This is a genomic window from Proteus vulgaris, from assembly GCF_016647575.1.
Lineage (GTDB): Bacteria > Pseudomonadota > Gammaproteobacteria > Enterobacterales > Enterobacteriaceae > Proteus > Proteus mirabilis_B.
Genome location: NZ_CP032663.1, coordinates 1,979,648 through 2,005,781, shown reverse-complemented (window position 1 = coordinate 2,005,781; position 26,134 = coordinate 1,979,648). Strand labels below are relative to the sequence as shown.

At 34.4% G+C, this 26,134-nt stretch carries 26 protein-coding genes; 15 read left to right on the top strand and 11 right to left on the bottom strand.

All coding sequences use genetic code 11. The features are described 5' to 3' along the window. Positions 1–5: 5 nt before the first annotated feature. Positions 6–1,028 carry a methyltransferase gene (locus D7029_RS09375; protein ID WP_228766761.1) on the bottom strand — a complete coding sequence of 341 codons (1,023 nt, stop codon included), beginning with the start codon at positions 1,026–1,028 and terminating at the stop codon, positions 6–8. Between the two features lie 332 nt (positions 1,029–1,360). Here D7029_RS09375 and D7029_RS09370 point away from each other — a divergent pair, with 332 nt between their 5' ends. The 3 genes from D7029_RS09370 (at position 1,361) to yqfB (ending at position 3,277) form a co-directional block, all read left to right on the top strand. Then, positions 1,361–1,969: a DNA-3-methyladenine glycosylase family protein gene (locus D7029_RS09370; protein ID WP_194952520.1), complete on the top strand. Its 609-nt coding sequence runs from the start codon at positions 1,361–1,363 to the stop codon at positions 1,967–1,969. Between the two features lie 77 nt (positions 1,970–2,046). Further along, complete coding sequence (gene ada, locus D7029_RS09365; RefSeq protein WP_194952519.1) at positions 2,047–2,895, top strand: bifunctional DNA-binding transcriptional regulator/O6-methylguanine-DNA methyltransferase Ada; 849 nt, start codon at positions 2,047–2,049, stop codon at positions 2,893–2,895. A 61-nt stretch (positions 2,896–2,956) separates the two neighbouring features. After that, on the top strand, positions 2,957–3,277 hold the full coding sequence (gene yqfB, locus D7029_RS09360; protein WP_194952518.1) for a N(4)-acetylcytidine aminohydrolase: 321 nt from the start codon (positions 2,957–2,959) through the stop codon (positions 3,275–3,277). 58 nt (positions 3,278–3,335) lie between these two features. Here the strand turns inward: yqfB and D7029_RS09355 are convergent, their stop codons facing one another. The 3 genes from D7029_RS09355 to D7029_RS09345 form a co-directional block, all read right to left on the bottom strand. Further along, the gene (locus tag D7029_RS09355; RefSeq protein WP_194952517.1) at positions 3,336–5,084 is read right to left on the bottom strand and encodes an ABC-F family ATP-binding cassette domain-containing protein; all 1,749 of its coding nucleotides are present in this window, start codon (positions 5,082–5,084) and stop codon (positions 3,336–3,338) included. A gap of 372 nt (positions 5,085–5,456) precedes the next feature. After that, positions 5,457–6,632, bottom strand: coding sequence for an MFS transporter (locus tag D7029_RS09350; protein WP_194952516.1), 1,176 nt, complete (start codon positions 6,630–6,632; stop codon positions 5,457–5,459). A gap of 137 nt (positions 6,633–6,769) precedes the next feature. Beyond that, positions 6,770–7,195, bottom strand: a complete 426-nt coding sequence (locus D7029_RS09345) for a helix-turn-helix domain-containing protein (protein ID WP_194952515.1) — start codon at positions 7,193–7,195, stop codon at positions 6,770–6,772. A gap of 202 nt (positions 7,196–7,397) precedes the next feature. On the opposite strand from D7029_RS09345, the gene ddlA reads away from it, so the two are divergent. Both ddlA and D7029_RS09335 read left to right on the top strand, forming a co-directional pair. Next, positions 7,398–8,498 (top strand): D-alanine--D-alanine ligase, encoded by a 1,101-nt coding sequence (gene ddlA, locus D7029_RS09340; protein WP_194952514.1) that lies wholly within the window; start codon positions 7,398–7,400, stop codon positions 8,496–8,498. A 25-nt stretch (positions 8,499–8,523) separates the two neighbouring features. Continuing rightward, a complete protein-coding gene (locus D7029_RS09335; RefSeq protein WP_194952513.1) occupies positions 8,524–8,910 on the top strand; it encodes a VOC family protein in 387 nt (128 codons plus the stop codon). Positions 8,911–8,966: 56 nt separating this feature from the next. Here the strand turns inward: D7029_RS09335 and D7029_RS09330 are convergent, their stop codons facing one another. Further along, complete coding sequence (locus D7029_RS09330) at positions 8,967–9,842, bottom strand: DMT family transporter (protein WP_201161578.1); 876 nt, start codon at positions 9,840–9,842, stop codon at positions 8,967–8,969. 180 nt (positions 9,843–10,022) lie between these two features. Between D7029_RS09330 and D7029_RS09325 the strand changes: the two genes are divergently transcribed. Continuing rightward, on the top strand, positions 10,023–11,357 hold the full coding sequence (locus tag D7029_RS09325) for a PLP-dependent aminotransferase family protein (protein ID WP_194952512.1): 1,335 nt from the start codon (positions 10,023–10,025) through the stop codon (positions 11,355–11,357). Positions 11,358–11,424: 67 nt separating this feature from the next. Here the strand turns inward: D7029_RS09325 and D7029_RS09320 are convergent, their stop codons facing one another. Beyond that, positions 11,425–12,513: an alpha/beta hydrolase family protein gene (locus D7029_RS09320; RefSeq protein WP_194952511.1), complete on the bottom strand. Its 1,089-nt coding sequence runs from the start codon at positions 12,511–12,513 to the stop codon at positions 11,425–11,427. Between the two features lie 550 nt (positions 12,514–13,063). Between D7029_RS09320 and D7029_RS09315 the strand changes: the two genes are divergently transcribed. From D7029_RS09315 to D7029_RS09300, 4 genes are all read left to right on the top strand, one after another. Next, positions 13,064–13,441 (top strand): lysozyme inhibitor LprI family protein, encoded by a 378-nt coding sequence (locus D7029_RS09315; protein WP_228766760.1) that lies wholly within the window; start codon positions 13,064–13,066, stop codon positions 13,439–13,441. 206 nt (positions 13,442–13,647) lie between these two features. Continuing rightward, entirely contained in the window at positions 13,648–14,181 is a 534-nt protein-coding gene (locus tag D7029_RS09310; protein WP_194952509.1) for a carbapenem self-resistance protein CarG family protein, read from the top strand. 217 nt (positions 14,182–14,398) lie between these two features. Then, complete coding sequence (locus D7029_RS09305) at positions 14,399–15,199, top strand: MetQ/NlpA family lipoprotein (protein ID WP_088495578.1); 801 nt, start codon at positions 14,399–14,401, stop codon at positions 15,197–15,199. A 278-nt stretch (positions 15,200–15,477) separates the two neighbouring features. Beyond that, positions 15,478–16,761 carry a cystathionine gamma-synthase family protein gene (locus D7029_RS09300; RefSeq protein ID WP_194952508.1) on the top strand — a complete coding sequence of 428 codons (1,284 nt, stop codon included), beginning with the start codon at positions 15,478–15,480 and terminating at the stop codon, positions 16,759–16,761. A 66-nt stretch (positions 16,762–16,827) separates the two neighbouring features. On the opposite strand, the gene D7029_RS09295 is transcribed toward D7029_RS09300, so the two are convergent. Then, positions 16,828–17,385, bottom strand: a complete 558-nt coding sequence (locus D7029_RS09295) for a GNAT family N-acetyltransferase (RefSeq protein ID WP_194952507.1) — start codon at positions 17,383–17,385, stop codon at positions 16,828–16,830. Between the two features lie 286 nt (positions 17,386–17,671). On the opposite strand from D7029_RS09295, the gene D7029_RS09290 reads away from it, so the two are divergent. Then, positions 17,672–18,451 carry a helix-turn-helix domain-containing protein gene (locus tag D7029_RS09290; protein WP_227719010.1) on the top strand — a complete coding sequence of 260 codons (780 nt, stop codon included), beginning with the start codon at positions 17,672–17,674 and terminating at the stop codon, positions 18,449–18,451. A 132-nt stretch (positions 18,452–18,583) separates the two neighbouring features. Next, a complete protein-coding gene (locus D7029_RS09285) occupies positions 18,584–19,120 on the top strand; it encodes a metallophosphoesterase (RefSeq protein ID WP_088495582.1) in 537 nt (178 codons plus the stop codon). A gap of 112 nt (positions 19,121–19,232) precedes the next feature. Here the strand turns inward: D7029_RS09285 and ydeE are convergent, their stop codons facing one another. Continuing rightward, positions 19,233–20,420: an efflux MFS transporter YdeE gene (ydeE, locus tag D7029_RS09280; protein ID WP_088495583.1), complete on the bottom strand. Its 1,188-nt coding sequence runs from the start codon at positions 20,418–20,420 to the stop codon at positions 19,233–19,235. 302 nt (positions 20,421–20,722) lie between these two features. Here ydeE and accA point away from each other — a divergent pair, with 302 nt between their 5' ends. Both accA and D7029_RS09270 read left to right on the top strand, forming a co-directional pair. After that, positions 20,723–21,685, top strand: a complete 963-nt coding sequence (accA, locus tag D7029_RS09275) for an acetyl-CoA carboxylase carboxyl transferase subunit alpha (protein ID WP_088495584.1) — start codon at positions 20,723–20,725, stop codon at positions 21,683–21,685. Between the two features lie 78 nt (positions 21,686–21,763). Continuing rightward, a complete protein-coding gene (locus tag D7029_RS09270) occupies positions 21,764–22,651 on the top strand; it encodes a LysR family transcriptional regulator (RefSeq protein ID WP_194952611.1) in 888 nt (295 codons plus the stop codon). A 3-nt stretch (positions 22,652–22,654) separates the two neighbouring features. Here D7029_RS09270 and D7029_RS09265 read toward each other — a convergent pair whose 3' ends face one another. After that, the gene (locus D7029_RS09265; protein WP_194952506.1) at positions 22,655–24,157 is read right to left on the bottom strand and encodes an MFS transporter; all 1,503 of its coding nucleotides are present in this window, start codon (positions 24,155–24,157) and stop codon (positions 22,655–22,657) included. Positions 24,158–24,309: 152 nt separating this feature from the next. Here D7029_RS09265 and D7029_RS09260 point away from each other — a divergent pair, with 152 nt between their 5' ends. Further along, complete coding sequence (locus tag D7029_RS09260; protein WP_102949508.1) at positions 24,310–24,906, top strand: TetR/AcrR family transcriptional regulator; 597 nt, start codon at positions 24,310–24,312, stop codon at positions 24,904–24,906. Between the two features lie 95 nt (positions 24,907–25,001). Here D7029_RS09260 and D7029_RS09255 read toward each other — a convergent pair whose 3' ends face one another. Beyond that, positions 25,002–25,280, bottom strand: a complete 279-nt coding sequence (locus D7029_RS09255) for an MFS transporter (protein ID WP_194952505.1) — start codon at positions 25,278–25,280, stop codon at positions 25,002–25,004. Positions 25,281–25,437: 157 nt separating this feature from the next. Continuing rightward, the gene (locus D7029_RS09250) at positions 25,438–26,028 is read right to left on the bottom strand and encodes a TetR/AcrR family transcriptional regulator (protein WP_194952504.1); all 591 of its coding nucleotides are present in this window, start codon (positions 26,026–26,028) and stop codon (positions 25,438–25,440) included. Positions 26,029–26,134: the final 106 nt, after the last annotated feature.

Genomic DNA, 26,134 nt, shown 5'->3' with positions numbered 1-26,134 from the left:
ATAGATTATTTAATAACGATTTCTAATATTGAATTATAGGTTTCTGTTTTAATCACTTTATTAATTTTTAAATCCGCTTTATCGAGTAAAGCAATAAATTCTGCCTCTGTACGCTCACCTGATTCAGGAAAAGCACACATACAGAGAAGATCCATATATTTCGCCATATCAGGTACATTCTTTTTAAAAATAACCGGTTCAATAATAAGTATTTTTGAGTTGGGCTTCATTGCTTTGCGGAAATTTTTAAAAATTTTAATAACACTTTCATCATCCCAATCATGGATAATATATTTAATCAAATAAATATCAGATTCGGGGTACTCTCCAAATAAATCTCCTGATATCAAACTCCAACGGTTATCATCATTTAATTCAGTTAACAACGTTCTTTCCAGCACATGGGGTCTATCAAATAATTGTCCTTTCAACGTCGGGTTTTCTTTTAATACATTTAATAACAATCCACCTAATCCGCCAGCAATATCTGTGATAGTTACATTTTCAGGAAATTCATAATGCTTAATAATGAAATAATTTTCTATCTTTGAAAGCGAGCTCATACCTGATTGAAAATCATGATCTTTTCTTACATTATCTTGCCAGTATTGATAAAAACTTATGCCATAAAGATTTTCAAAGGCAGGATTTCCTCGCACAGATTCAGAGATATCACCGACAGGACCCCACAGTGTCTCATTTGTCAGCATTAAAATGGCATCACGTAAGCTATATTCATGATCACTTAATAAAAAAGCACCCATTGGAGTAAGTGAATAACTTTGATTTTCTAATTCATAAAATATTTTCTCAGAGGCTAGCATTCTTAATATTCTATTTAATGCAGATGGTGATGAATTTGTTTTTTCTGCTAATTCATCAATATTTTTAGAGCCATTTTTTAATAAATCCGCGATATTTAATTTGACTGCAACTCTTAATGCGGCAGGAATAGTAAAGCTCATTGCTTTCTTCATTACTGCCAGCGCATCAGCTTTGTTTTGTAAATTAAGTGTATAATTTTTCATATTAAATCCTGTAATTACAGAATAACTAAGAATTGACCTAAGTAAAAATTCAAAAAATCAAATAAAGTATAGGTGGTAATTTCAATTTAGTATTTTTATATTCTTATAACTTTTTATATTAAATATAAAAATATAGTTTTTAAATGTAATGATATTTGTAATTTATTAATTTCTTCTAAAAAAAGAAATTAATTACGTTTTTTGTCGGATATTGCTTTTGTTACCTGAGATAAAAGGCAGAAAGTTCAGAAAAAAAGCAAGAAATGGAGTGCGTAGTACGCTTATTTTCACGTTATACTAAGATAAATATTCTATTTAAATTAAGTTAACTTATGCACTTTCAGTATGGCGAAACAGAGATAAACACATTAAAAAAACGCGATAAGCGCTTAGCTGAACTCATTGAAAGAATGGGAGAAATCAAACGTCCATTAACGCCTGACCTATTTACAGCATTAGTTAAAAACATTATTGAACAACAAATTTCGGTTACTGCCGCCGTAACCGTTAATCAGCGGTTGCTCAAATTATGTGAAGGTGTTTACACGCCAGAACACATCGCAAAATTATCAGAACAAGAGATACAACAGTGTGGCATGACAATGCGAAAAGCCGGTTATATTATCGGTATTGCTGACGCCGTTATTTCAGAAAAATTAAATTTAAATCAAATCCCTGATATGACAGATAAAGAGGTTATCGATACTTTAATTCAACTAAAAGGTATTGGGATTTGGACTGCCGAAATGTTATTAATTTCCTCACTTAATCGACCAGATATTTTAAGTTGGGGAGATTTGGCTATTCAACGCGGGATCATGCGTCTTTATCGTCATAAAACATTAGATAAAGTACGCTTTGAACTTTACCGAAAACGCTATTCACCCTATGGTTCTACGGCATCGCTTTATTTATGGGCATTATCTAAAGAGCCAGAATAATTGAGCAATAAACGGAGTTCTTTGTTCATTATGTCTGCCGATAATAGCCATAATCCCGCATTTAAAGGACTACCATAATGGAAAATAAACATAATCAACTTATTGAGCAAGCCTGCCGTTTTATTGAAAAAAATAACGGTGACGTGTCGCTTACCTGTATTGCAGAGCATGTTATGGCAAGCCCGTATCATTTTCATCGCTTATTTAAATCAACGATGGGGATCACGCCAAAAGATTATGCTAATGCTTATCGCCAAAAATTAATAAAAAAAGCGTTAGTTCAAGATGGCAGTATTACAGATGCGATTTATCAATCAGGCTTCAATGCTAATAGCCGTTTCTATGAGAATGCAACAGCAATATTAGGAATGACACCAACAAATTGGCGTACAGGTGGTAAGAATATTGCTATCTTTTTTGCTATTGCTCAGTGCTCCTTGGGAAGTATTCTTGTGGCGCAAAGTGAAAAGGGGATTTGCGCCATTATGTTAGGGGATGATGCCGAGCTATTATTAGAAGATTTGCAAAAACAATTTCCTCTGGCGGAATTAATTGGCGCAAATGAGGAATTTGAGCAAGTCATAGCACAAGTTATCGGTTTTATTGAATTACCTAAACAACCTTTATCTTTACCTCTTGATATCCAAGGTACTGTATTTCAACAAAAAGTTTGGCAGGCATTATTAGATATTCCTTTTGGAAGTACAATGACTTACCAAGAGATTGCCGATAAAATTGGAGCACCCAAGGCATATCGCGCAGTCGCTAATGCCTGTGCAGCTAATAAGCTTGCAGTTGCTATTCCATGCCATCGTGTTATTAGACAAAATGGTGAATTATCAGGTTATCGTTGGGGGATTGAACGTAAGTCTAGGTTGCTTCAGACAGAGGCATTAAATAACTCACCAACGGACAAAAAAGAATAAAATATAGTTATTGCATGATAAGATAATCAGCAAGTTATCAATAAATTTATGAGTCAATATTATGTCAGCAATACCAACAGAAATTACTTTTTTTGAACGTTTAATTCCTTCCATTCTTGAAGAAAAAAAAGTGATTACTATCCGTGATGAAAGTGAAAGTGATTACAAACCGGGAAGCATTGTTGAATTATTTGCTAATGAACATCGTACTCATTATGGAAAATTGAAAATTATAGCGGTATCGCCTTTACGTTATGACGATATCAATGAGTATCATGCACAACAAGAAGGTATGACACTTCCCGTTCTGAAAGCACTGATCAAAGAGATTTATCCGACAACCCAGTCTTTATATCTGATTGAATATCAGTTGGTAAAATAAGAATAACTAAAAAAGGATCACATTGTGATCCTTTTACTTAAACAAAATCTTGTCTATCTTAAATTAACTTAAGTGATTGCTTTAGCTGGTTAATCTCTAACTTCCATTGAGCCTGCAAAGCAGGTTTTTGATGATTAGTTTTACGCGCTAAATCAGCTTCTAATTTCTCTTCTAGCTCAATTAACTTGAAGAGTTTTTCATCATCATCATGATGTGAAATCAATGGAGCTGATGGGATATCCTGCAACTGATTAAGTTTATCCATTAGCAAAGCTTCTGACATTTCTTCTTCTGAAATAAGCTGGTAAATGGCTTCAATATCATGATGTTCTGTTAAAACACCGTTATGAATATACCAAAAACGATTACAGCTATTTTCAATCAACTCCCTATCATGGCTAACTAATAAAACACCTCCAGGAAATTGGCTAATCTGCTCAGCTAATGCCTTTTTACCTTCCATATCAATATGGTTTGTAGGTTCATCCAACATTAATAAAGAATAGTTTGCTAAACTCAAACCAACGAATAATAAACGCGCTCGTTCACCACCGCTTAAAGTACTCACTTTCTGCCCATGACGCGTATAAACAAAGCCAGCACTAATAAGTGCCATTTTTCTCTGTTCATCCGTTAATGGTGCAAAAGGTTTTAACGCATCAGAAAGGCTATCATTATCAACTAATTGCGCAATTTTTTGATCGTAATAACCCAATTCAACTCGAGGGTGTAGCTTTATTGCATTTTGTTCACTTATTTCAGCTAAACTTAGTGACCAAATCATCTTTAATAATGATGATTTGCCTGTACCATTAGCACCAATTATTGCTACTCGATCACCACTTTTTATACGCTGATTTTCAACAGTGTATAAAATAGGCGCATTTTCAGCAGGAATAACAGCGAGTTGATTTAATTCACAGAGTCTATCAGCTCGTAATGTTGTGCCAGAAAACTGCAATACCCATTGATTTCCAGCCGTCACTTCAGTTTGTTCATCTTTTAAACGAACAATATGTTTTTCCATCTGTTTGGCTTTACGAGATAAACTTTCGTTATCATAAACATGCCCCCATATTGCGAGTTGTTTCGCACTTTGGGCTATTCTATCTATCTCTTTTTGTTGCGCATCATGACGATGTTGTGCACTGATATCTTGCTCTTCTTGTGCGACTCGAGCTTGAGAGCAGGGTAACCGAAAGATAGATAGCGATTTATCACGAATGATCCATGTACAATTCGTCACGTTGTCTAATAACGTATTATCATGTGAAACCAGAATGAAGCTACCTCGCCACTGTTTTAAAAATGTTTCCAACCATAAAATAGTAGGCAAATCGAGGTGGTTACTTGGTTCATCAAGTAATAATAAATCAGGTTCAATAATTAACGCTCTCGCTAATAATAAACGAGTGTGTTGACCACCACTTAATTGCGAAACAAGTAGATCTTTTTCGTGAAGTTTAAATCCCATTTCACTTAGCAATAACTCGGCTCGCCAACCTTCAGATAATCTGTATTCTTCAGGTAATTTATGAAGTACAGCATCCATTAAAGTCATTGACTGTAATTCAGTAGGTAAGTGCTGTTCTATATATGCCATAACCGTTTGATTAGCGACAGAAATAGCACCTGAACTTGGTGATAACTGATGTGACAGTAATTTTAATAATGTACTTTTCCCACAACCGTTATAACCAATTAAACCAATCTTCTCACCTTTAATCAGTGCTAAAGAAATATCGTTTAATAATAAACCGTGATTATTATGGAAAGATAGATTTTGTGTAGATAATAATGTGCTCATAGCTTACTCATTTTTAGGCATAACAATGCCTTGGGTAATATCAAGCGATAACCCTGTAAGCTGAGGAGAGGTAATAGTTAACGTCGCTCAGGCAGGTTAACGCAGTAAAATACTGTGAGAGCCTGAGCTGTGGCGATTACCAAAGAAGTGTGAGTATTCAATAAGATCACACAAAAACATAATTAGCCTCCTTCATCTAAGTTTAAAAGTTAATCGGTAATGTAATTCTATCAAGATAGATTTCCGATATGCAATCCCGTAAGAAAAACAAAAGGTGTCATTTTGTGTGAAAGCCCGCTATTTAAGCGGGCTTAAGATAATTATGAACAAATAAAGAACACATTTTATTTGTCATCAATCTATAAGATTGCTCTATTGTGCTGAAACAGGTAAATGCTTTCGGAGTTTAATTGCTGTCAACAAAACCCCCGTTGCAACAGCAATACCAACAATATTAGTGCTTTGCCAACCGATTAAATAGAAAGCAATACCACCCGTAATACTTCCTAATGCTCCCAAGAAGAAAATCAAAAAGTCATTTGTACCTTGTACTTTTGCTCGCTCGTGAGATAGATATGTTTTAGATAGCAAATGCGTAGAGCTAATTAAATTCAAATTCCATGAAATACCAATTAAAACAAAGCTAATAAGGTAATGATAAAAGCTGTTACCTTGTAAATTAATACTTAATGCAATGATTAATAAGAGTATTGTAGTGAAAAAGAAGATTTTAATTCCAAACCGATGAATAAGTTGCCCAGTAATAAAAGAGGGTGCGAACATACCCAAAATATAACATTGGAATACAAAAGCAATTGTGGCAAATTCAAAACCATTTTGTTTCATAGAAAGTGGAATGGCACCAACCATATACACAACAACGCCATAGCCTAATGCGCTAACAATAGTCACTAAAAACAATAATGGTTGACTATATAATTGATGATAACTTCTTGGTTTTTCATCAATTTCAGTTTTTGTTTTTACACTCTTTTTCAGTGGAATTTTTAACAATAATCCAAATGCCAAAATATAAATAACACTTAGTGCCGTAAATGGCCCAATAAACGGATAATCTGTAAAAAATTGGCGTGTTGCAATGGCTAGAGTTGGTCCGACAATAGCCGCGACAATACCACCACTCATAACTAAGCCAATAGCTTTTGCATGCATATTAACAGGGGTTTCTTCAAGCGCAGCAAAACGATATTGTTGTGCTGTACCAATAGCAATACCCGTAAAATAAGTACCAAAAGAAAACAGCACTAAATTATGATAATAGATACCTGCAATAGATAATAATGCTCCGATTAACCCACCGATATTACCAATAATAAAACCGGCTTTACGTGAGTATTTCATCATAAAGTGAGCCATTGGAATGGTTGCTGAAATTATTCCAATATATTGGCTTAATAAGGGAACTGTTGAATAAATAGGATCTTTGGCTAATTGTTCACCGACAAGAACAGCAACAGAAAGCACTAATGCATTTCCTGTTGTGAAAAGAGCCAAAGAAAATGCCAGCCACCATACTGATTTAGGCATAGAGATCTCCATTGATGCGATAACTAGATTAAAGAGATACGCATCTTACAACTTGAAGTTAACTTCAAGTCAAGAGGGAAGTGAAGGTAATGCAACTGATTAATATTTAATAAGTTATTACATAATAGGAATGATTGTTATTTTTTATTTGTTCTTTTTTTCAAGCTTAAGGCTAAGATCTTTTGGAAGCGACTGCATTGAAAGTGATTCTCTTCGGGGCATACTTGAATATGTTCTAACCCCTTTTTAAGACGTTTAAGTTCATTGATTTTATTATCAATTTCTTCAATTTTCAGATGAACAACATTTCTATCTATTGTTGGTATCCTTTGGTTGGCGCTAAGTTGGGCTATTTCATCTAAAGAAAAGTGGGCTTGTTGTGCTAAAGAAATTAATGCCAAACGACTCAGAACATCGCGATGATATACACGCTTAATTCCTTTACGTCCTATCGAATTAATAAGTCCTTTTTTCTCATAATAACGGATTGCTGAAGAGGCAATACCTGTTGCTTTTACGACCTCAGTAATATCCATTTCAATCGGTTGTTTTACATCAGTCATGGTGTCTACCTTATACCAATAGAATTGTTGTCGTAATTGAGTCGTTATATCTTGAAATAGTGACGTTTTAACACTCTAAATCATAGAATTTCATCATTTTATCGTAATTTTTCGCAGATAAGAACTATCTACCTACATTGGGGGTTTTTATCATGATATATTGCTACCTATTCGCTATAGCTGTCCTATAAAAGGTTAGAAAATGAGTAAATTAAGAGTCGCTATTATTTTTGGTGGTAAATCCACAGAACATCAAGTTTCATTACAGTCAGCAAAAAACATTATTAATGAATTAGATCGAACGAAATTCGACCTTTGCTTAATCGGTATTAATGAACAGGGTCAGTGGCATGAATATTCAGAAACTGACTATTTACTAAATAGCGATAATCCTAAAACTATTTCATTAAGCAAACCTTTAAGAGCGGTTGCTATTATTCCTGGTAGTGTAAAAGGCCAATTTATTTCACTTGAAGATGGCCAAGCATTACCTCAAATCGATGTTGTATTCCCAATTGTTCATGGTGCGTACGGTGAAGATGGCACACTCCAAGGCTTATTACACATGATTGATATGCCTTATGTAGGGCCAAATATCATGAGTTCAGCAGCTTGTATGGACAAAGATATTACTAAACGCCTACTTGATGGTGCTGGGTTAGCTATTGCGCCATTTATTACTATTATGGCGCATCAAATTAACGACATTCCTTACAACGAAATGGTTCGTCAATTAGGACTTCCTTTATTTATTAAGCCAGCAAACCTAGGTTCTTCTGTAGGTATTAGCAAAGTTAATAATGAAGAAGAGTTTAACGCGGCATTAGAAATGGCCTTTGAATACGATCTTAAAGTGATTGTTGAAAGTGCGATTGTGGGTCGTGAAATAGAGTGTGCTGTTTTAGGTAATGAAGCTCCAGAAGTTAGCCCTTGTGGTGAAATCGTATTAAACGATGCTTTCTATGCTTATAACACAAAATATATTGATGAAGATGGTGCTAAAGTCGTTGTTCCAGCAGTCATGGATGAAAATACGAGTTTGCATATTCGCCAGGTTGCTTTAAAAGCATACCGTGTTCTTAATTGCTTAGGTATGGCTCGTGTTGATGTGTTCTTAACACAAGATAATCGTGTTGTAATTAATGAAATAAACACACTACCTGGTTTTACCAATATCAGCATGTATCCAAAATTATGGCAAAGTGCAGGTTTAGGCTATCAATCATTAATTACTAAATTAATTGAGTTGGCACTGGATCACCATAGAAAGACCGCTGTTTTAAAAACAAAGTGTGAGCTTTAATTAATATATAAAAAGTGAGAGCCTGATGAAAATTACACACCTTGACCATCTGGTATTAACTGTTGCTGATATTCAGATAACCTGTGATTTTTATCACCGTGTATTAGGCTTTGACGTTATTACGTTTAAAGAAGGGCGCAAAGCTCTCACTTTTGGTTCTCAAAAAATAAATCTTCATCAAGTGGGAAAAGAGTTTCTTCCCAAAGCGGCAAAACCAACCGCAGGTTCGGCTGATTTGTGTTTTTTAACACAAACACCGTTATCAGAGATTATTGAGCATTTAAATCAACAGGGTATAAAAATAGAAGAAGGGCCTGTTCCTAGAACGGGTGCAACTGGCGCTATTATGTCGGTTTATTTACGTGATCCTGATAATAACTTGCTCGAAGTTGCCAATTTAATTGAAGAGTAAAACACGCTAAATGTGGTTATTTAGCGTGTTTTTTAGTTTTAACTGTTTGATTTTAATTAGGCATATTTTCGTGAGCCAGCAACACAAAAAATAACGCCAATGGTTACTAACAACATTAATAAATTGACAGATTCATGAAGTAACACAGCAGCCAAACCTAATCCAAAGAAGGGTTGTAATAATTGAAGTTGTCCTACTGCGGCGATCCCACCTTGTGATAATCCTTTGTACCAAAATATAAAGCCAATCAACATACTAAAAATCGAAACATAACCTAGGCCCACCCATGCTGATACACTAATTGTCGTAAGCTCTTCAGGCATAAGAATAAAGCTAAGAATAAGCATTGGAGGTAAAGATACAATTAATGCCCAACAAATAACCTGCCAGCCGCCTAATGCTTTTGTTAATGTCGCACCTTCGGCATAACCTAAACCACAAACAATCACTGACGCTATCATTAATAAATCTGCGCTGATTGATGATGCTCCACCTTGAGAAATGGCATAACCCATCACCAATAAACTACCAATAATAGAGAAAAGCCAGAAAATAAGGCGAGGCTTTTCACCACCACGTATTACTGCAAAAATTGCCGTAGATAACGGTAATAAAGCTAAAAAAACAAGGGAGTGTGCTGAAGTTATTTCTTGTAGTGCAATAGCTGTTAATAATGGAAAGCCAACGACAACACCTAATGAGACAACGGTTAATGAAACCCACTGTCTAAATGTAGGTAGTTTTTCTTTATATAGCAGTAACATTGCTAAAGATAATAATCCTGCAATCGTTGCTCTCGCCGCAGTTAAAAATAAAGGATCAAAACCTAATACAGCTGCTTTTGTTGCGGGTAAAGAACCACTAAAAATCAACATACCAATAAATCCATTTACCCAGCCATTTGTTCGCTCTTTTTGATTAATTTGCTGCATACGATTTTCCATTTTTATTATGATAAATTTTAATAAAAAACAATTAATTACAGTTTCGCAATAGCAACAGATATATAAAAACCTATTTATATAAAACTTGTATCTACGATGTAACTTGCCGAGCTCCATCTTATGGAACACAATTATGACAATCAAATAATTGTCATGGATACAATCTCAATGGTTCAACCCCGTTATAAATCTTTAGTTGATAAATTGGCGAACGAGATCCGTATAGGAAAATTACTACCGGGTACACGTTTACCAACACATCGACATTTAGCCACAGAGCATAAAATGTCTCTCGCAACGGCAAGTCGTGTATACGCTGAGTTAGAAAGTATGGGTTTGATCATTGGTGAAACGGGAAGAGGGACTTTTGTTCGTGAGTTGTCGCTTCCGATAAATCATGGAATAGAAAATCCTACGGCAGCAGATATGTTGGATCTTAATTTCAATTATCCCTCATTGCCTATTCAAGCTGAATTATTGCGTACCGAGCTAAAAAGATTAGCGACATCAGGTGAAATCGAATCATTACTTCGCTATCAGCCACACAGTGGCAAATTGCACGATAAAATAGTAATTTCTCAATATCTTAAAAATAAAGAAATCACGGTTGAACCTGAAAATATTATTATTACTAACGGCGCACAACAAGGTATTGCGATTACATTATTAAGTACTTTTAAACCGGGGGATGTTGTTGCAGTAGATGCATTAAGTTATCCCGGATTTAAATTAGCAGCACTCGCTCATCATTTGGAAATATTACCTATTCCCATAACACCGTCGGGAACAGATTTAGATAAACTGGAAGATCTATGTAAAAAAAGGGCAATACGCGCACTTTATTGCATTCCTACACTGCATAATCCAATGGGATGGGTATTAACACTAAAACAGCGACAACAATTAATTGCTTTGGCGAAAAAATACCATTTTATGATAATTGAAGACGCGACCTATGCTTTTTTAGTTAAAAAAGCACCACCTGCAATTGTTGTCTTAGCACCAGATATTACATTTTACATTTCAGGATTTTCTAAAAATATAGCATCCGGGTTAAGAGTCGGCTTTATTGTTGCTCCCAAAAACACTATTTCATCGTTAGAACGAGCAATGAGAGTAACGACATGGAATACACCTGCATTAATGACTTCAATTGTCTGCCAATGGGTGAAAGATGGCGTTGTTGATAAGCTAGAACGTTTATTACGTAAAGATGCACAGCAACGACAAAAAATAGTGAGTGAAATATTTGAAGGGCTTTCTTATATTCATCATCCAACTTCCTATTTTTTATGGATCCCTTTACCTGAAGATGTTAGGGCGGATAAAATCGTCGCTTCATTACATCAATTACAAATATCTGTTGCGACCGCTGAGCCTTATGCCACAACAACCAATATTCCTCATGCCATTCGTATTGCATTAGCTTCAATTGATATTGATTTATTGCGTGACGCATTAAGGAAAATTAGAGAGGTTATTGAATATCAAATTGATTTATAATGTAATTTTTGAGTTTCTCACACTTTAACGCCTAAAGAGTTGTTCTGATTTAGGCGTTATCTACATTTTATTTTAAATTTGTATCGCTACTTTCACATTTAAAATCAACATAATGAGAAGATATTATCCCATCTTCAGTGATCCACGATGTTAAGTAATTTAAAGCATCTGAGGAATAGCTATCTCGCCCTTGATAAATAAAAAGCATCTTTTTCCACCAAGGCCATTGATTTTCTAATTGATAGTTAAAGAAAGGCGCTTTTAATAAGCCATGAGAGGCATTAGGGAATAGGGTGACTGTTTTATCTACATGATTTCCTAATAGATTTTTATATAAACATGCATTTTTTGGTGCATCTACATTAAGATCTAACTCACCAAACATAGCCAGTACTCGTCCATTCATATGAGGTAAATCTTTAGATGAATCACTTAAATAGTTTTGGATAACAAAATAGAAGCGATCATCAGACATATCTCCCTGCGCTGAAATATCATGACTGCCATTAACACCAAATACACGATCATCTTGTTGCAGTTGCTCTGAGACTCTTCGAGTAATTTCCTTATCACCAATATTGTCGGCTTTTAAACGTACTTGGTGATAATAAGCGCCTTGAGCTCGCCAATTTACAGCTCCACCGATAATAACGGAAAAATCAGGTTTAGAATGCGTAGCTGCAATAGGGATAACCCATCCAGCCTGTGAAAATCCTAAATAACCAATTTTAATATCTGTATTTATAAATTTGTCTTGAATAACCTGTAAGGCTATTTGTGCTTCATCTGCTCTATCTTGCATAGATTGAAGCAACCAATTTCCTCGGCTTTCGCCCACACCAGCTTTATCCCATGTATACACACCAATACCAGCATCCAACAAGCTATTAATTAATGGCAAATATCCACTATTAGAAAAGCGATCTTGAGCGCCATCGCCATGAACAAAAATAGCGACAGCTTTTATGTTGTTCTGATCCGGTAAAATTAAGGTTCCAGATAAAGTATCTGTTTTAGAAACAAAATTAATCGGTGTTATCACTGATGCATGATTATCCAATTCAAAATCAGAATATTGACCACGACTAATGATAATCACAAAAATAAGTATAATAAGCCCTGAATAAAACCAAATTGATTTGAAACATTTTTTCATAGCTTGAAAAATCCACGATGGGTACAGACCCGTGAGTATTATAAATAAACCATTTATGACCACATTTATATAATATGTACTAATTAGACTGATTAGTCTAATTAATTGAAGTAATTTTATTAAAATTTGCTTAAATGGAAACTGGTAAGATGAGTTACTTATTAAAGTAAAATTGATTAGATATTTTTAATAAAAATATTTCAGTACGAAAAAAATAAACAAGAGAATTTGACTACTATTTTGCTTAGTATTTTTGTAAATGGCACTTATTGTTAAATAAAAAAGATATTGAGTTATCATTTTTTTAAATTTGTATTAAATAAACATTTTTTTCAAACAAAATATCAGTACAATTACTCAAGGTTAAATGTTGTTATCTAAATTTGATTATCTAAAATAGAATGCTTTTGTGTTGTTTTCACGTAATTGTCATATAAGAAATATTGCTAAACTGATAAAGAAATTACTTTGTTTTTATCTTTTAAATTAAGTGGTAAAGGAATGAAGTAAATATCTTTAGCGATATTTTTAATCAAAAATGGACGGTGTGATGAAAAAACTTATCTTATTCGGTGCGATATCTGGCGGTATACTATTTTGGTCTATACATTTACAAGCAGATAATTTTGATTGTCGAAATGCGGCGACTCAAACTGAAATTAATCAATGTGTGCATCAAGATTTTCAGCAAAAAGATGAAGAACTTAACCGTATTTATCAGCAATATTATGCCAAATTAGATGGTGGTCGAAAAGATCAACTTAAGCAAGCACAGTTGGTTTGGATTAATTTTAGAGATCTCTCTTGCCAATATGAAGCAGACTATTATCAAGGAGGTAGTTTGGCACCAATGGTATATAGCAGTTGCTTAAAAGATAAAACAAAAGAAAGAATTAGCGATCTTAAAAATTATATTGCTCTATATTAAAGCTAAATATTAAATCTAAAAAATATAAATATTAAAAATATATTCTTTTTATAATAGTCAAATAAGTATAGTTATTAGCATGAAAATAATTTATACATGATACAATTGTAAATTTTGTATTATTTTGAAACATAAAATGCCTTGACTAATCAATGCTACAAAGTAGTCTGATGCACAAGTAATAAGCAAAAAAAGAAGTGAATACAATGAATAAGATATTAAAAATTGGGCTAGGATTACTTTTTTTATCGCTACCATTTGCTTCTGCATCAGCAGATATTAAACTCGAATATGGAGTAAATCTTATCGATTTTAATGGTGATGGTGTTCTTGATGTCGTTGTTAAGTCTATACGACCATTAAATGATTCAACATCTGTTGATATGGTAACTGTTTATATCAAAGGAAGTGATCAAAAGGTTTATATTGTTCCGTCCATATATGCTAACGCTTTGAGTCTTTATAACAATAAGATTAAAGGTACAGATATCACCATCTCTGATTTCAAATTCATTGAGAGAAAAGACCACGTTGTTTTGTTAAGTGCGGAAAAAGTAGGAAACAACTTACAAAAACCTACACCAATTCGTTTCTCTAGTTATTCTATTTTAGAAAATAAGAGAGGTGATGAAATTCAGTTTAAATGGCAATTTAATAACTATTGTGTCACTGAGTCATCCTATCTTAGCGCTGAAGATGCGTATTCTGATAATTGCATAAACACAATTGTTAATGAATAAATCTACAATTAAATAACAAACACATCATAATATGACGTGTTATTTTTTTGTTTTATAAAACAATGTATTGTAAAAATATAAACAATATTCCTTTCTTTATATGCACTGGGTACTTGTATCATTTCTTGTTCCTTGTTATTAATCTACTGTTAGGATATTTCTTAATCAAAATGATTTTTATGGCGCTGTTTTATCGAAGTCTGTTTAAGAGGGAGATATGAAGGAAATTATTACAGGTTTACTTCTAGCCTCAATATCACTATTTACTGTATCTTGCTCACAAGAAGATACACATAGAGTAAAAGTGGCAATTAATACAGGGCCTGATCAAGTGATTTGGGATGAAGTTATTCGTTTAGCGAAATTAACTGAAGGGTTAGATGTTGAGATTGTTGCTTTCAATGATTATGTTCAGCCTAATAAGGCATTGAACGATAAAGAAGTTGATGCAAATGCGTTTCAATCCATTCCTTATCTTCAATCTCAAATGAAAGAGCATGGCTACCAATTTCATATTGCCAGTAAAACGTATATCTTTCCTTTAGCCGCATACTCTAAAAAAATTAGCGATATAAATGAATTAAAACCTGGTGATGTCGTTGCAATTTCAAATGAAGTTAGTATGAAAGGGCGTGCACTTTTATTACTAGCAGAAAATCATCTTATTACTCTTAGCGATAATGTTGGTTTCACACCAACAGTAGACGATATTATCTATAATCCAAAAGAAATCACTTTTGTTGAAGTCGATACGCCTAAGCTCACTGAAGCATTAAATGATCCAAGTGTCACAATGGCTATCATCAACAATAACTTTTCATCTCAAGTGGGACTAATTGCGACTCGTGACGGGTTGATCTTAGAAAATAAAAACTCACCTTATGCTAATGTTATCGTTACGCGTGAAGATAACAAAAATGATGAAAATATAAAAAAGCTGATTTCAGTTCTGCATTCAAGACAAATAGAGTTAAAATTCAAAGAAATGTATAAAGGTGATGCAGTCAGAGCTTGGTAATATTCCTTAACTTAAAGGTAAAAAGAGACATTTATTCTTTTTATCTTTAAGTTCATCCTGTTTTTTCCTTTTTTAACTAGAATAATCAACTTTTATTTAGTCAAATTACCTTGATTAAATACTGCTCAATTAATAGAACTTTTTATTTAAAGTTATTTTTATACTTGAATTCATTATGTTTATATAACTACTGGTTTTTATTCTATATAAAACATTCTAACAACATGAATTTTTTTCAGTATGATAAAGATCCTTCATTAAACATAAGAAATAAAAAAATGACTGACTCTCAACTGAAAAAACAATATATCGGCGAGCATAAACTATCCCCAGAAACACTAATGATGAGTTATGGCTATGATCCATTACTCTCTGAAGGTTCAGTTAAACCACCTGTATTTTTAACATCTACCTTTATTTTTAAAAGCGCTGAAGAGGGTAAAGACTTTTTTGATACCGTAAGTGGTAGAAAACCTTTGCCTGAAGGCGAAAAAGCAGGTTTGGTTTATTCTCGCTTTAATCAGCCTAATAGTGAAATTGTTGAAGACAGATTAGCTGTTTATGAAAATACACAATCTTGCGTATTATTTTCATCAGGAATGTCTGCAATCACCACAACATTAATGGCATTAACACAGCCTGGTGATGTTATTTTGCACTCACAGCCACTTTATGGTGGAACCGAGACTTTAATAGCCAAAACACTGGCTAAATTTGGTATTCAAGCAACACCATTTACTGATGGACTTAATCTTTCACTTATTCAAGAACAAGCAGATAAAGCCCGTCAAAAAGGGCGTGTATCCGTTATTTTTGCAGAAACTCCTGCAAACCCAACTAATTCCTTAGTAGATATCGAAGCATTAAAAAACGTTGCTGACCAATTAGAAAAAACACAAGGCTATCGTCCTATTATCGTTTGTGATAACACATTGCTTGGTCCTGTATATCAGCATCCAATAGAACAAGGTGCTGATATTTCAGTTTACTCTTTGACTAAATATGTGGGTGGACATTCAGATTTAGTTGCAGGTGCTGCAATGGGCTCTCGTGAACTTATTAATCAAATCAGATTATTAAGAGGAGCAATAGGGACACAACTTGATCCGCATTCTTGCTGGATGCTAGGTCGCTCTTTAGAAACGTTACAAATTAGAATGGAAAAAGCCAATCAGAATGCGTTATTAGTTGCAGAATTTCTGCGTGACCATGAAAAAGTAAAAGCAATTCACTATTTACCTTTTGCGGATAAAAATTCTGTTGAAGCTCAGGTTTTTGCCAAACAATGCACAGGTGCAGGCTCCACTTTTTCTTTTGATATTGTGGGCGGAGAAAGTGAAGCTTTCCGTTTTCTTAATGCAATGAAAATTTTTAAACTTGCAGTAAGTCTGGGGGGAACAGAATCTCTAGCTTGCCATCCGGGTTCAACAACGCATTCAGGTGTACCAATGACATTACGACATAGCATTGGTATTCAAGACACGACAATTCGTTTATCTATTGGTATAGAAAATCCACAAGATTTAATTGCTGATTTATCCCAAGCATTAGCAAGTGCTTAATTAAATAGTCGTATTAATATTAAAAAACACCAGATAATGTGAATTTCACAGTCTGGTGTTTTTGTTTTAATAGGTCTGTTTTTGGATCTCAACCCATTCATCTTTAGTTAAGCGGCAAATATTTTCAACTTTCACTTCATCTAAAAATTCTGCGTATTGCTCTTCAATAACGTGATGAAATTTAAATCCACATTTTTCTTGTGCTTTTTGAGATTTCTCATTATCAGCGAAGTAACCACACCATAAATTATCTAATTCCAGTGTTTCAAAACTATGCCGACTAATTTCTTTTACAGCTTCAGGTATTAAACCTTTACCCCAAAATGGAACACCAATCCAATAAGAGACTTCAGCATCATTATCTCCAATTGGGAAATTACTCTTATTTGCGAAAGATAATCCAACCAAACCAATAGCTTGATCATCATTAATTAGCGTAACGGCGTAAACTTCGTCGCGCATAAATATAGTACGAATAATTTCGGCACTTTCTTCAACACTTTTATGTACAGGCCAACCTGCAATTGGACCAACACGTTCATCTTTTGCATATTGATACAAACTTGACGCATCAGAAAGTTTCCAAGGGCGCAATACAAGCCTTTCTGTTTTTAATGTTTTCATTTCAATAACTTCTCTTAATTTTTTAATATTCTGCAATTTATCTTACGTCTTTAAGATGTGTGTATTCTAAAGAAAAGAGATAAAGAACCGAATGTCATAAAAGAGGTAAAATCGGTACTTTTGACAACTAAATAAAAGGAAATAGTTGTTATTAAGTTCAATATCGTCAAATATAAAAACAGAAAAGCACTAGAGAAAAATTAAAAGGGGTTATTTGATTATGCTGAGTCAAGTGTTGTCACAACTTAATGCGTCATTACAACATGCCATGATTGGTGAAAGTAATATGACGAATGAAACCGGTTACCCTTTACCACTCTCCTATATTGTGGTTATGATTTGTTTAGAAGGTAGAGCAATAATTAATATAGGTTTTCAAAAACAAGCGATAAAAGCGAATGATATTCTTATATTAGGCGATGATATGATGACAGTTTTGAGTCAGAAATCGGCAAACTTTCGCTTATTTTATTGTTTTCTCGATAAATCTTTTGCCTCAGAAATTGCTTATTCTCTTTCTAATACTTTATTTGCTTTTCTCCATGAAAATCCTGTTTGCCACCCACAAAAAGAGCAATATGAAGCCTTAAACAGATGGACTCAACAACTAAAATATATAGATAACAGTTATTCTGAACACAGAAAATTGATGTTAAAAAATCACTTACAAAATCTCTTTTTTGCTATTACTGAATCAATACCCGCACATTTTTCTATCGCCAAAAAAGAATTCAGCCGTAAAGAAAAGCTTTGTTGGCAATTTTGGGAATTGATTGGAAAACATTGTTTAGAGCATAGAGAGGTGGCTTTTTATGCAAATAAGCTTAATATTACACCGTTTTATTTATCACAAATAACAAAGCAATTTTTTAATGATGCCCCTAAGACCTTGATTAATCGTCAAGTTACCCTTGAAATAAAAGCATTATTAATGCACACTTCGCTTTCGGTAAATGAGTTATCAATAAAACTTCATTTTGATGATCCCTCTTATTTATGCCGATACTTTAAAAGAGAAACAGGTAATTCTTTATCTGGTTACCGCAAACAACATCAACGACAATAAAACAGATGATATTGTGCTTATTGTTTAATATTTAACTAAAGGAGGAAATTATTTTGAAAAAATATCACTATACAGACCGAGGGAAAATATTTTCTTAAGGTTAAGGTTTTTATTACTTATTAAGAATTTACTATGATTTATTTTACTTCTGATACACATTTTTGCCATTCAAACATCCTCAATCTTTGTGATCGTCCATTCAATAGTGTTAGCCATATGAATGATACTTTAATTCATAATTGGAATGCTTACGTCTCTGATAATGACGAAATCTACATTTTAGGTGATTTTCTTTATCGAGGAACAGGGCGAGATGCTAATCAAATCTTGCGCCGATTAAGGGGTAAAAAGTACCTTATCCGCGGAAATCACGACAAATTTCTAGACGATCCTGAATTTGATGCATCTGTTTTTGAATGGGTAAAAGATTATTTTGAGTTGGATTATAAAAAAAGAAAAATTGTGATGTTTCATTACCCTATATTGGAATGGGCAGGTTTTTTCCGTGATTCTATTCATTTATATGGCCATGTTCATAATTCACAAAAAGATCCCTCTCAACGTAAACGTTTAGATGTTTTAGGAAAAAACGCAATTAATGTCGGTGTCGATGTGAATGACTTTTTCCCCATTAGCATTGAAACCATACTAAAAAGAACATCTAAATAACCTTATTAATTAGCAGTAGCGAACTACTCGCAAAAGAATTCCATATAAAAAAGACATCCATTGGATGTCTTTTTTGTTTATGTTAATTAGTCACCAAAATTACAGTGCTATATTACAGTGCTACGGCTCTTTTTTGACTTACATTCATTCCTTGGATCATACAAAACCAAGCAAGACCGCAAATTACCATTAAAATCGCAAATAAAGAAATAGGAGGGAATGAAGTCAGAATAAAACCACTGGCTAATGGGTTAAGTGCAGCACCTAACCAACCTAATGACTGAGCCGAAAAATAACTTGCTTTCATTCCTAATGGTGCAATGTTATCAATCATCATATACTCACCAGGTGCATAAATTAATTCACCCAAGGTAAATACAGCGATAGCTAATGCCCAAAAGATTAAATTGTTGCCTGCAAACATAAAACCAAGTAAGCCCATCATAAAAAATAGCGTACCAAGCGTCATTAATTTACGTAGTCTTTCGGCTGTAACATGTTTACCGACAATATATTGTAGAGAGACGACAATGGCAGCGTTTACAGGTAATACAACCGCAATAACCGACTCTGCTAATTTTGCATCGTAAACCACTAAAATATATTGCGAAATACATGACGCAAAAGAGCCAAATGTTAATGTACCGAAAAAAGTCGAGAGCACAAACCAACTTAATGCTCTGTCTTTTAGCATTATTTTCGGTTCCCATTTCACACTATTTTCTTCACCAACATTTATTGCTTTAGAACGCTGAACAAATAACTGGATCATAAAAAGTGGAATACTGGCAGAAATAGCAGCAAGCCAGAAGGGTAATTGAGTTCCGTACATTAATAATAAGGTGCCAATAGGCGGACCAACCGTCCACCCCATATTAATAAAGGTATAGTTTAGAGAGAATATTTTAGGTTTCGCTGAAACCGATAAAGTTTCAGAAAAATAGGCCTTTAACACAGTTGAAAATACTAAATAAGAGCAGTTAATCACCGAGAAAAAGATAACCACTAAAACAGTGCTATGAACCATAGGTATTGCGGCAAAACCAAAGATAAACGTTATAATAGATAGAAGCATATAACGTTTTTTCTCAAATTTATCAGCAAGCATCCCAAAGCCCAGGCTGAAAAAAATACCCGTTGTTAATGCAATAGACATAGCAATGCCAATATCATCAACCGGTAATTGATACTCCCGCGATAAATAGATCGCCATAAACGGTAATGTTGCACCTCTTCCTATCGTAAGAAGAAGTGATGAAAATAGCAGTGCAGTTGTTGATCGTGTTTTTTTTGAGAACATATTATTTTTTTCTAATTATTTGTATTTTATGGAGTGTTTTATCATTCGCGCGATTTTTACGGGTGAAAAAAGAACAAATTCGCACTGTGTATTAATACATGACTTAGTAATTTCTGTATAGCTTAAAGTCAGAGAAAAAGCTCTTTTTGATCTTGTATTTTTTCTTACTGATCTCGCTGTAATGTTTAATTATCCCATTTTTGATAATAGTGTTTATCAAATTTATCTCTATCACCACCTTCTTATTTTTTCTAGACTGAATCAATAACTGTTTTATTTACTGCACTAAATCTGAGGTCGTTATGTCTTTTATTCATCTTGAATTTGAAAAACCTATTGTTGAATTAGACGAAAAAATAGATGCATTGCTTACCTTTAAGCAATCTCAAGATGAACCAACAGGTATTAATTTAGATGAAGAGATTGCACGTTTAAGGCAGAAAAGCCTTTCGCTGACAAAATCTATTTTTACTGATTTAGGTGCTTGGGAAATTGTGCAACTCGCTCGTCATCCTATGCGCCCATATACCCTTGACTATCTTAAAGCGATTTTTACTGATTTTCAGGAATTAGCGGGGGATAGAGCTTATGCCGATGATAAAGCGATTGTTGCAGGTTTAGCGCGTTTAGACAAAATGCCAGTCATGGTGATTGGGCAACAAAAAGGCCGTGATACAAAAGAGAAAATTCTTCGCAATTTTGGTATGCCATCACCAGAAGGTTACAGAAAAGCATTACGTTTAATGAAAATGGCAGAGCGCTTTCATCTACCTGTCATTATTTTTATTGATTCTGCGGGCGCTTATCCTGGTGTCGGCGCTGAAGAGCGCGGACAAGCAGAAGCTATTGCTCGTAACATTCTTGAAATGTCACGATTAAAAACACCGATTATTTGCACTATTACGGGTGAAGGATTCTCTGGCGGTGCGTTAGCAATTGGTGTTGGTGATAAAGTTAATATGTTGCAATACAGTACTTATGCGGCAATTTCACCAGAAGGGTGTGCTTCTATTTTATGGAAAAGTTCTGATAAAGCGCCAATTGCGGCAGAGACTATGGGAATGACTGCACCTAAATTACAAGCATTAGGTATTATCGACGCCATTATTCCCGAACCATTAGGTGGAGCCCATCGTGATCACCAACAAGCTGCAGAATTTCTTAAGCAACAGTTATTAACTGATTTAGCATTATTAAAAAGCTACTCAACCGAAGAACTTTTAGATAAACGTTATCAAAAACTCATGTCTCATGGTTACTGTTAATTATTAACGAGAGAAAAGAGAATGAATGATACACTGCCTATCTTGAATAATAGAAATACAGTAGGCAGTGAATTATTTATGCAAATTGATCTTAATTTATTACGTATTTTTTCTGCCGTAGCAGAGCAAGGGCAATTTGCAGCCGCGGCTCGGCTATTATCTATGCCTACCTCAAATATCAGTCGAGCAATTAAACAACTTGAACAGCAGCTCAACTGTAAACTTATTGACAGAACAACTCGAAAGATGCGCCTTACTGAACAAGGCAAAACACTCTATCAGCAAGGAAATAAAACCTTAACCGAGTTGGATAATGTTGTCAGCAATATCACCAGTGATGGGCCATTAACGGGCAATTTTCGTTTAACTATTCCGAGTGAATATGGTAGTGAGCTACTTGGTGATATTTTGGCCGATTTTGCTGTACTTCATCCTAATTTACTTATTCAATGTGATACCCAATTAATGCCAAGAAATATCATCGATGATGATATTGATTTGCTATTAACTTTTCATCGTGGAAATTTAGCAGATAGTAGTTATCACTCTCGCTTAATTAAATCATGGCGCAGTATTGTCGTGGCATCTAATGAATTATTAGAAAAAACAGGAATACCCACATATATTGAACAATTAAGTAAATTGCCTTGTATTTCTAGTTTAAGTGCATTAGAAGGGCAACCTTGGATATTTATGGATGAAGATAAAAAACCAATCAGAATAACCATTAATAGCAATTACCGAGTAAACAGCGCCATATTGGCAAAATCTGCGGTATTAAAAGGATTGGGATTTGCTATTTTAGCTGAACATTGCTGTCTTGATATGATTGAAGCGGGAAAATTACGGGCTATTGAATTTCCTCAACAACCCGCAACAATTAATTTAGTGGCAATATATGCAACTCGTAGCTCACTTTCACGTAATATTGAATCTTTTCTTGAGTTTCTAGCTCAGCGTTTATAAATATTAATCTGTGATCTGTTGAGTAAGTGCATTATGTTTTGCTTTAACAGGAAAGAGCACAATAAATAGTGTCACAAAACATGAGATCCCCGCAGTTGCAATCGCGTAAGCAAATCCCGAATTAAATGCCTCAGGTAACAAAGTGACAAATCCTTTGTCTAAATTATTTGTCGTATTTTCAGTCACTAAACTGACAATATCGATATAGTTTACAGATATTCCCAATACCTGACTTTGAATAACCATATAATGGATTGCTTGTTGCACCATCAATGTACCTAATAAAGCAATTCCCATTGTCATACCAGTTTGTCTTAATGCATTCATGGTTGCCGACGCCATACCAGAACGAGAAGATGGCACACTTTTCATCACTAAAGCACCTATTGCTGGCGTTGATAACCCCATTCCTGCGCCTAATACAAAGAGGTAACTTCCTGTTATTCCATAGTGGCTATCTGTTGCTAATGTCGCTAATAGACAAGAAGAAATCGCGATAAATAAAAAACCACAGATCATCAATTTTCTAACTGAGAAATAAGAAGAGAGTCGCCCAAAAGACATGGAAAATAGTGCCATTGCAATAAATTCTGGTGCCATTCTCCAACCTGTTTCTAATGCACTCCAGCCTTGTGCTTTTTGCAGAAAGAAAGCGATAAAAAAGACATTACTATATGTGGCAAAACCCAAGGTAAAAGAAGAAAGATTATATTGAAAGAACGTGCGATCTTTAAATAAAGCCAGTGGTAATAATGGACGTTCAACACGTTTTTCTATCATTAAGAAAAGGGTAAAAAATATAACACCCGCAATCAGTGTTGATACCGTTCTATAATGTGTCCAACCCACAGAGCCAGCTTCAATTAAGCCATAAGTCAGCAATCCTAATCCCAACATACTGGTTAATTGACCGAAGGGATCTAAAGCAACATTTTCAGGATCGGCACTTTCACTTAATCCATACCAACCTAATAAAACAGTAATAATCCCAATAGGAATATTAATAAGAAATATACTCGCCCAACCACTCGCATGAACTAAAACACCACCCAAAATAGGGCCAATGATAAGTGATAACGCACTAACTGAAGACCAAATTCCGATGATACGAACTCTTTCAATATCAATAGGAAAAGCATGAGTAATTAAAGATAATGCGCCCGGAATAAGTGCAGCCGCGGCAATACCTTGAATAATACGTCCAAGAATTAATATTTCATGTTGCTGTGCAATCGCACAAATTACTGAACCTAACGTGAAAATAATCACGCCCCATAGCCACACTTTTTTTCGTCCAAAGCGATCACTTAAAGGACCAGATGACAAAATACAGGCTGATAGACAAAGCGCATAAGCATCAACAATCCACTGCAAGGTTGCCATATCAGCATGAATATCATTTTGAATGGTTGGTAGAGCCACATTGACGATACTAATATCAAGAGTTGCCATAAAAGTGCCTAAACAAATGGCACAGATAAGTGACAGTCGTTTTAAATAAGTCATAAGCTTTATTGCCTTAATGATGAATAATACTGGCATAATAATACTCGACTGACCGTCGGTCAATGGTTATTGATAATGAGTTTCATTTATCATCATTGTGAGTCGCTTTAATATAGAGTACTCTTTACACGCGACTTTGAGGGAGATAAGCAATGTCATTAGAAGAACAAACAACAGATAAACCGAGAACAAAACCCGCAGAGGTTCGTTTAGAAGAGTTAATGAATGCCGCAGAAACGTTATTTCTTGATAAAGGTTTTGATGCCACAACCGTTAGCGATATTGTAAAAAAAGCAGGGGTAGCGAAAGGGACGTACTATCACTATTTTTCTGCTAAAACAGATGTTCTTGATGCGCTTAGAACACGTTATATGGATTGGTATTTAAATAAAATAGATAACGCAATGAATGCCTGCTCACAACAAGATCACCGTGAAAAATTAAAACAATGGTGTGAAATCAGCGTTATTGCTTATGTTGAAAAACAAGAATTACACGATATGCTTTTTCATCAAGTTTTTCATCAAAGCAGTAATATTCATGAAAATAGAGCATTACAGCAAATTCAATCACTGTTAATTTCAGGTACGGAAAATAAAACCTGGCACGTTACACAACCAGAATTAACCAGTACATTGATTTATCATGGTATGCATGCCGCTGTTGATAATTTAGGTCATAGCGATGAATATACTGCAAAAACATTAGGTAATATGCTATATCAGCAATTTACTCAGTTACTAAAATAGACTAAAGCTTATCGTGACAGTGTCACATTATTGTGTATCTAAAAGAGAAAAGGGTAATAATTATTACCCTTTTATTTATGGCAAACTTGAGTTTGTTATTTAGCTGAATACTTCGTGTATTTCGATGCAAAAACACATAATAAAGCGGATGCAATAAACAATACAGCAATAAGTAATACTGAGTTTAATCCATAATTATCAACGCTTAAGCCACCTAAATAAGCGCCTAACGCAATAGCTAAATTAAAAATTGCAATGTAAGCAGAACTTCCTAATTCAATTCCTTTAGGAACTGCTGTCATGATCCATGTCATCAGTGCGACTGAAACACCGCCATACATTAATCCCCAAATTAACATAACAACAATCGCCATTATTGGAGATGATACCCAAAACAGAAAACCTAAAAAGACGCTTAATATGCCAATAATAATCACTGAAACTGCAATATTGAGCCTTTTTGCTGATTGAATACCAAAGATAAAATAGACACTAGCGAGGGTTATCTCCGTGAACCTCGCTATATTTTATTTATTTTGCAGAAATTCGTAGGCTATTTAATAAAGTATCTAATGTTGATTTAGCTTGTTCTAGCTGTGCCTGACCATCAAGACTATTTGCTATCCATAAAGCAGTGGCTTCTAAACTGCCATAAATAAATAGAGCCAACATTTTTGAGTCAGTCTTTACAAGTACTTTATTCTCGATAAGTTTATCAATCATATTGCTCATAGATATTACACAATGTGTTGGTAATTCAGTCAGCTTATCACTTAATACAGCACGTGAATCTCGCATAATAATACGTTGAATTTCAGGCTCTAAAGCCATTTCTAAATAAGTATGACAACGCATTGAAAATGCCAACCAAGGATCATTAATCGTATCGGAAATAGCCTGCAAACGCACATCCATCTCTGCATCTATTTGTGCAACAACAGCCGATAACAATCCTTTTTTGTCACCAAAATGGTGGTATAACGCGCCTCGAGTTAATCCCGCTTGCGCAGTTAAATCATCCATCGATGCGTCTGCATAACCTTGTTCACAAAAGACTTTTCTTGCCGTTTCTAGCAATAACAGCCGTGTTTCTTCCATTTCAGCACGAGTACGTCTAGCCATTTCATCTCCTTTTTCAAAATATACATACGTATTGTTTGTATATTTACATTCAGTTCGTATGTATATATGATTTATACATACGAGATGTATGTATTATCTTTAACCC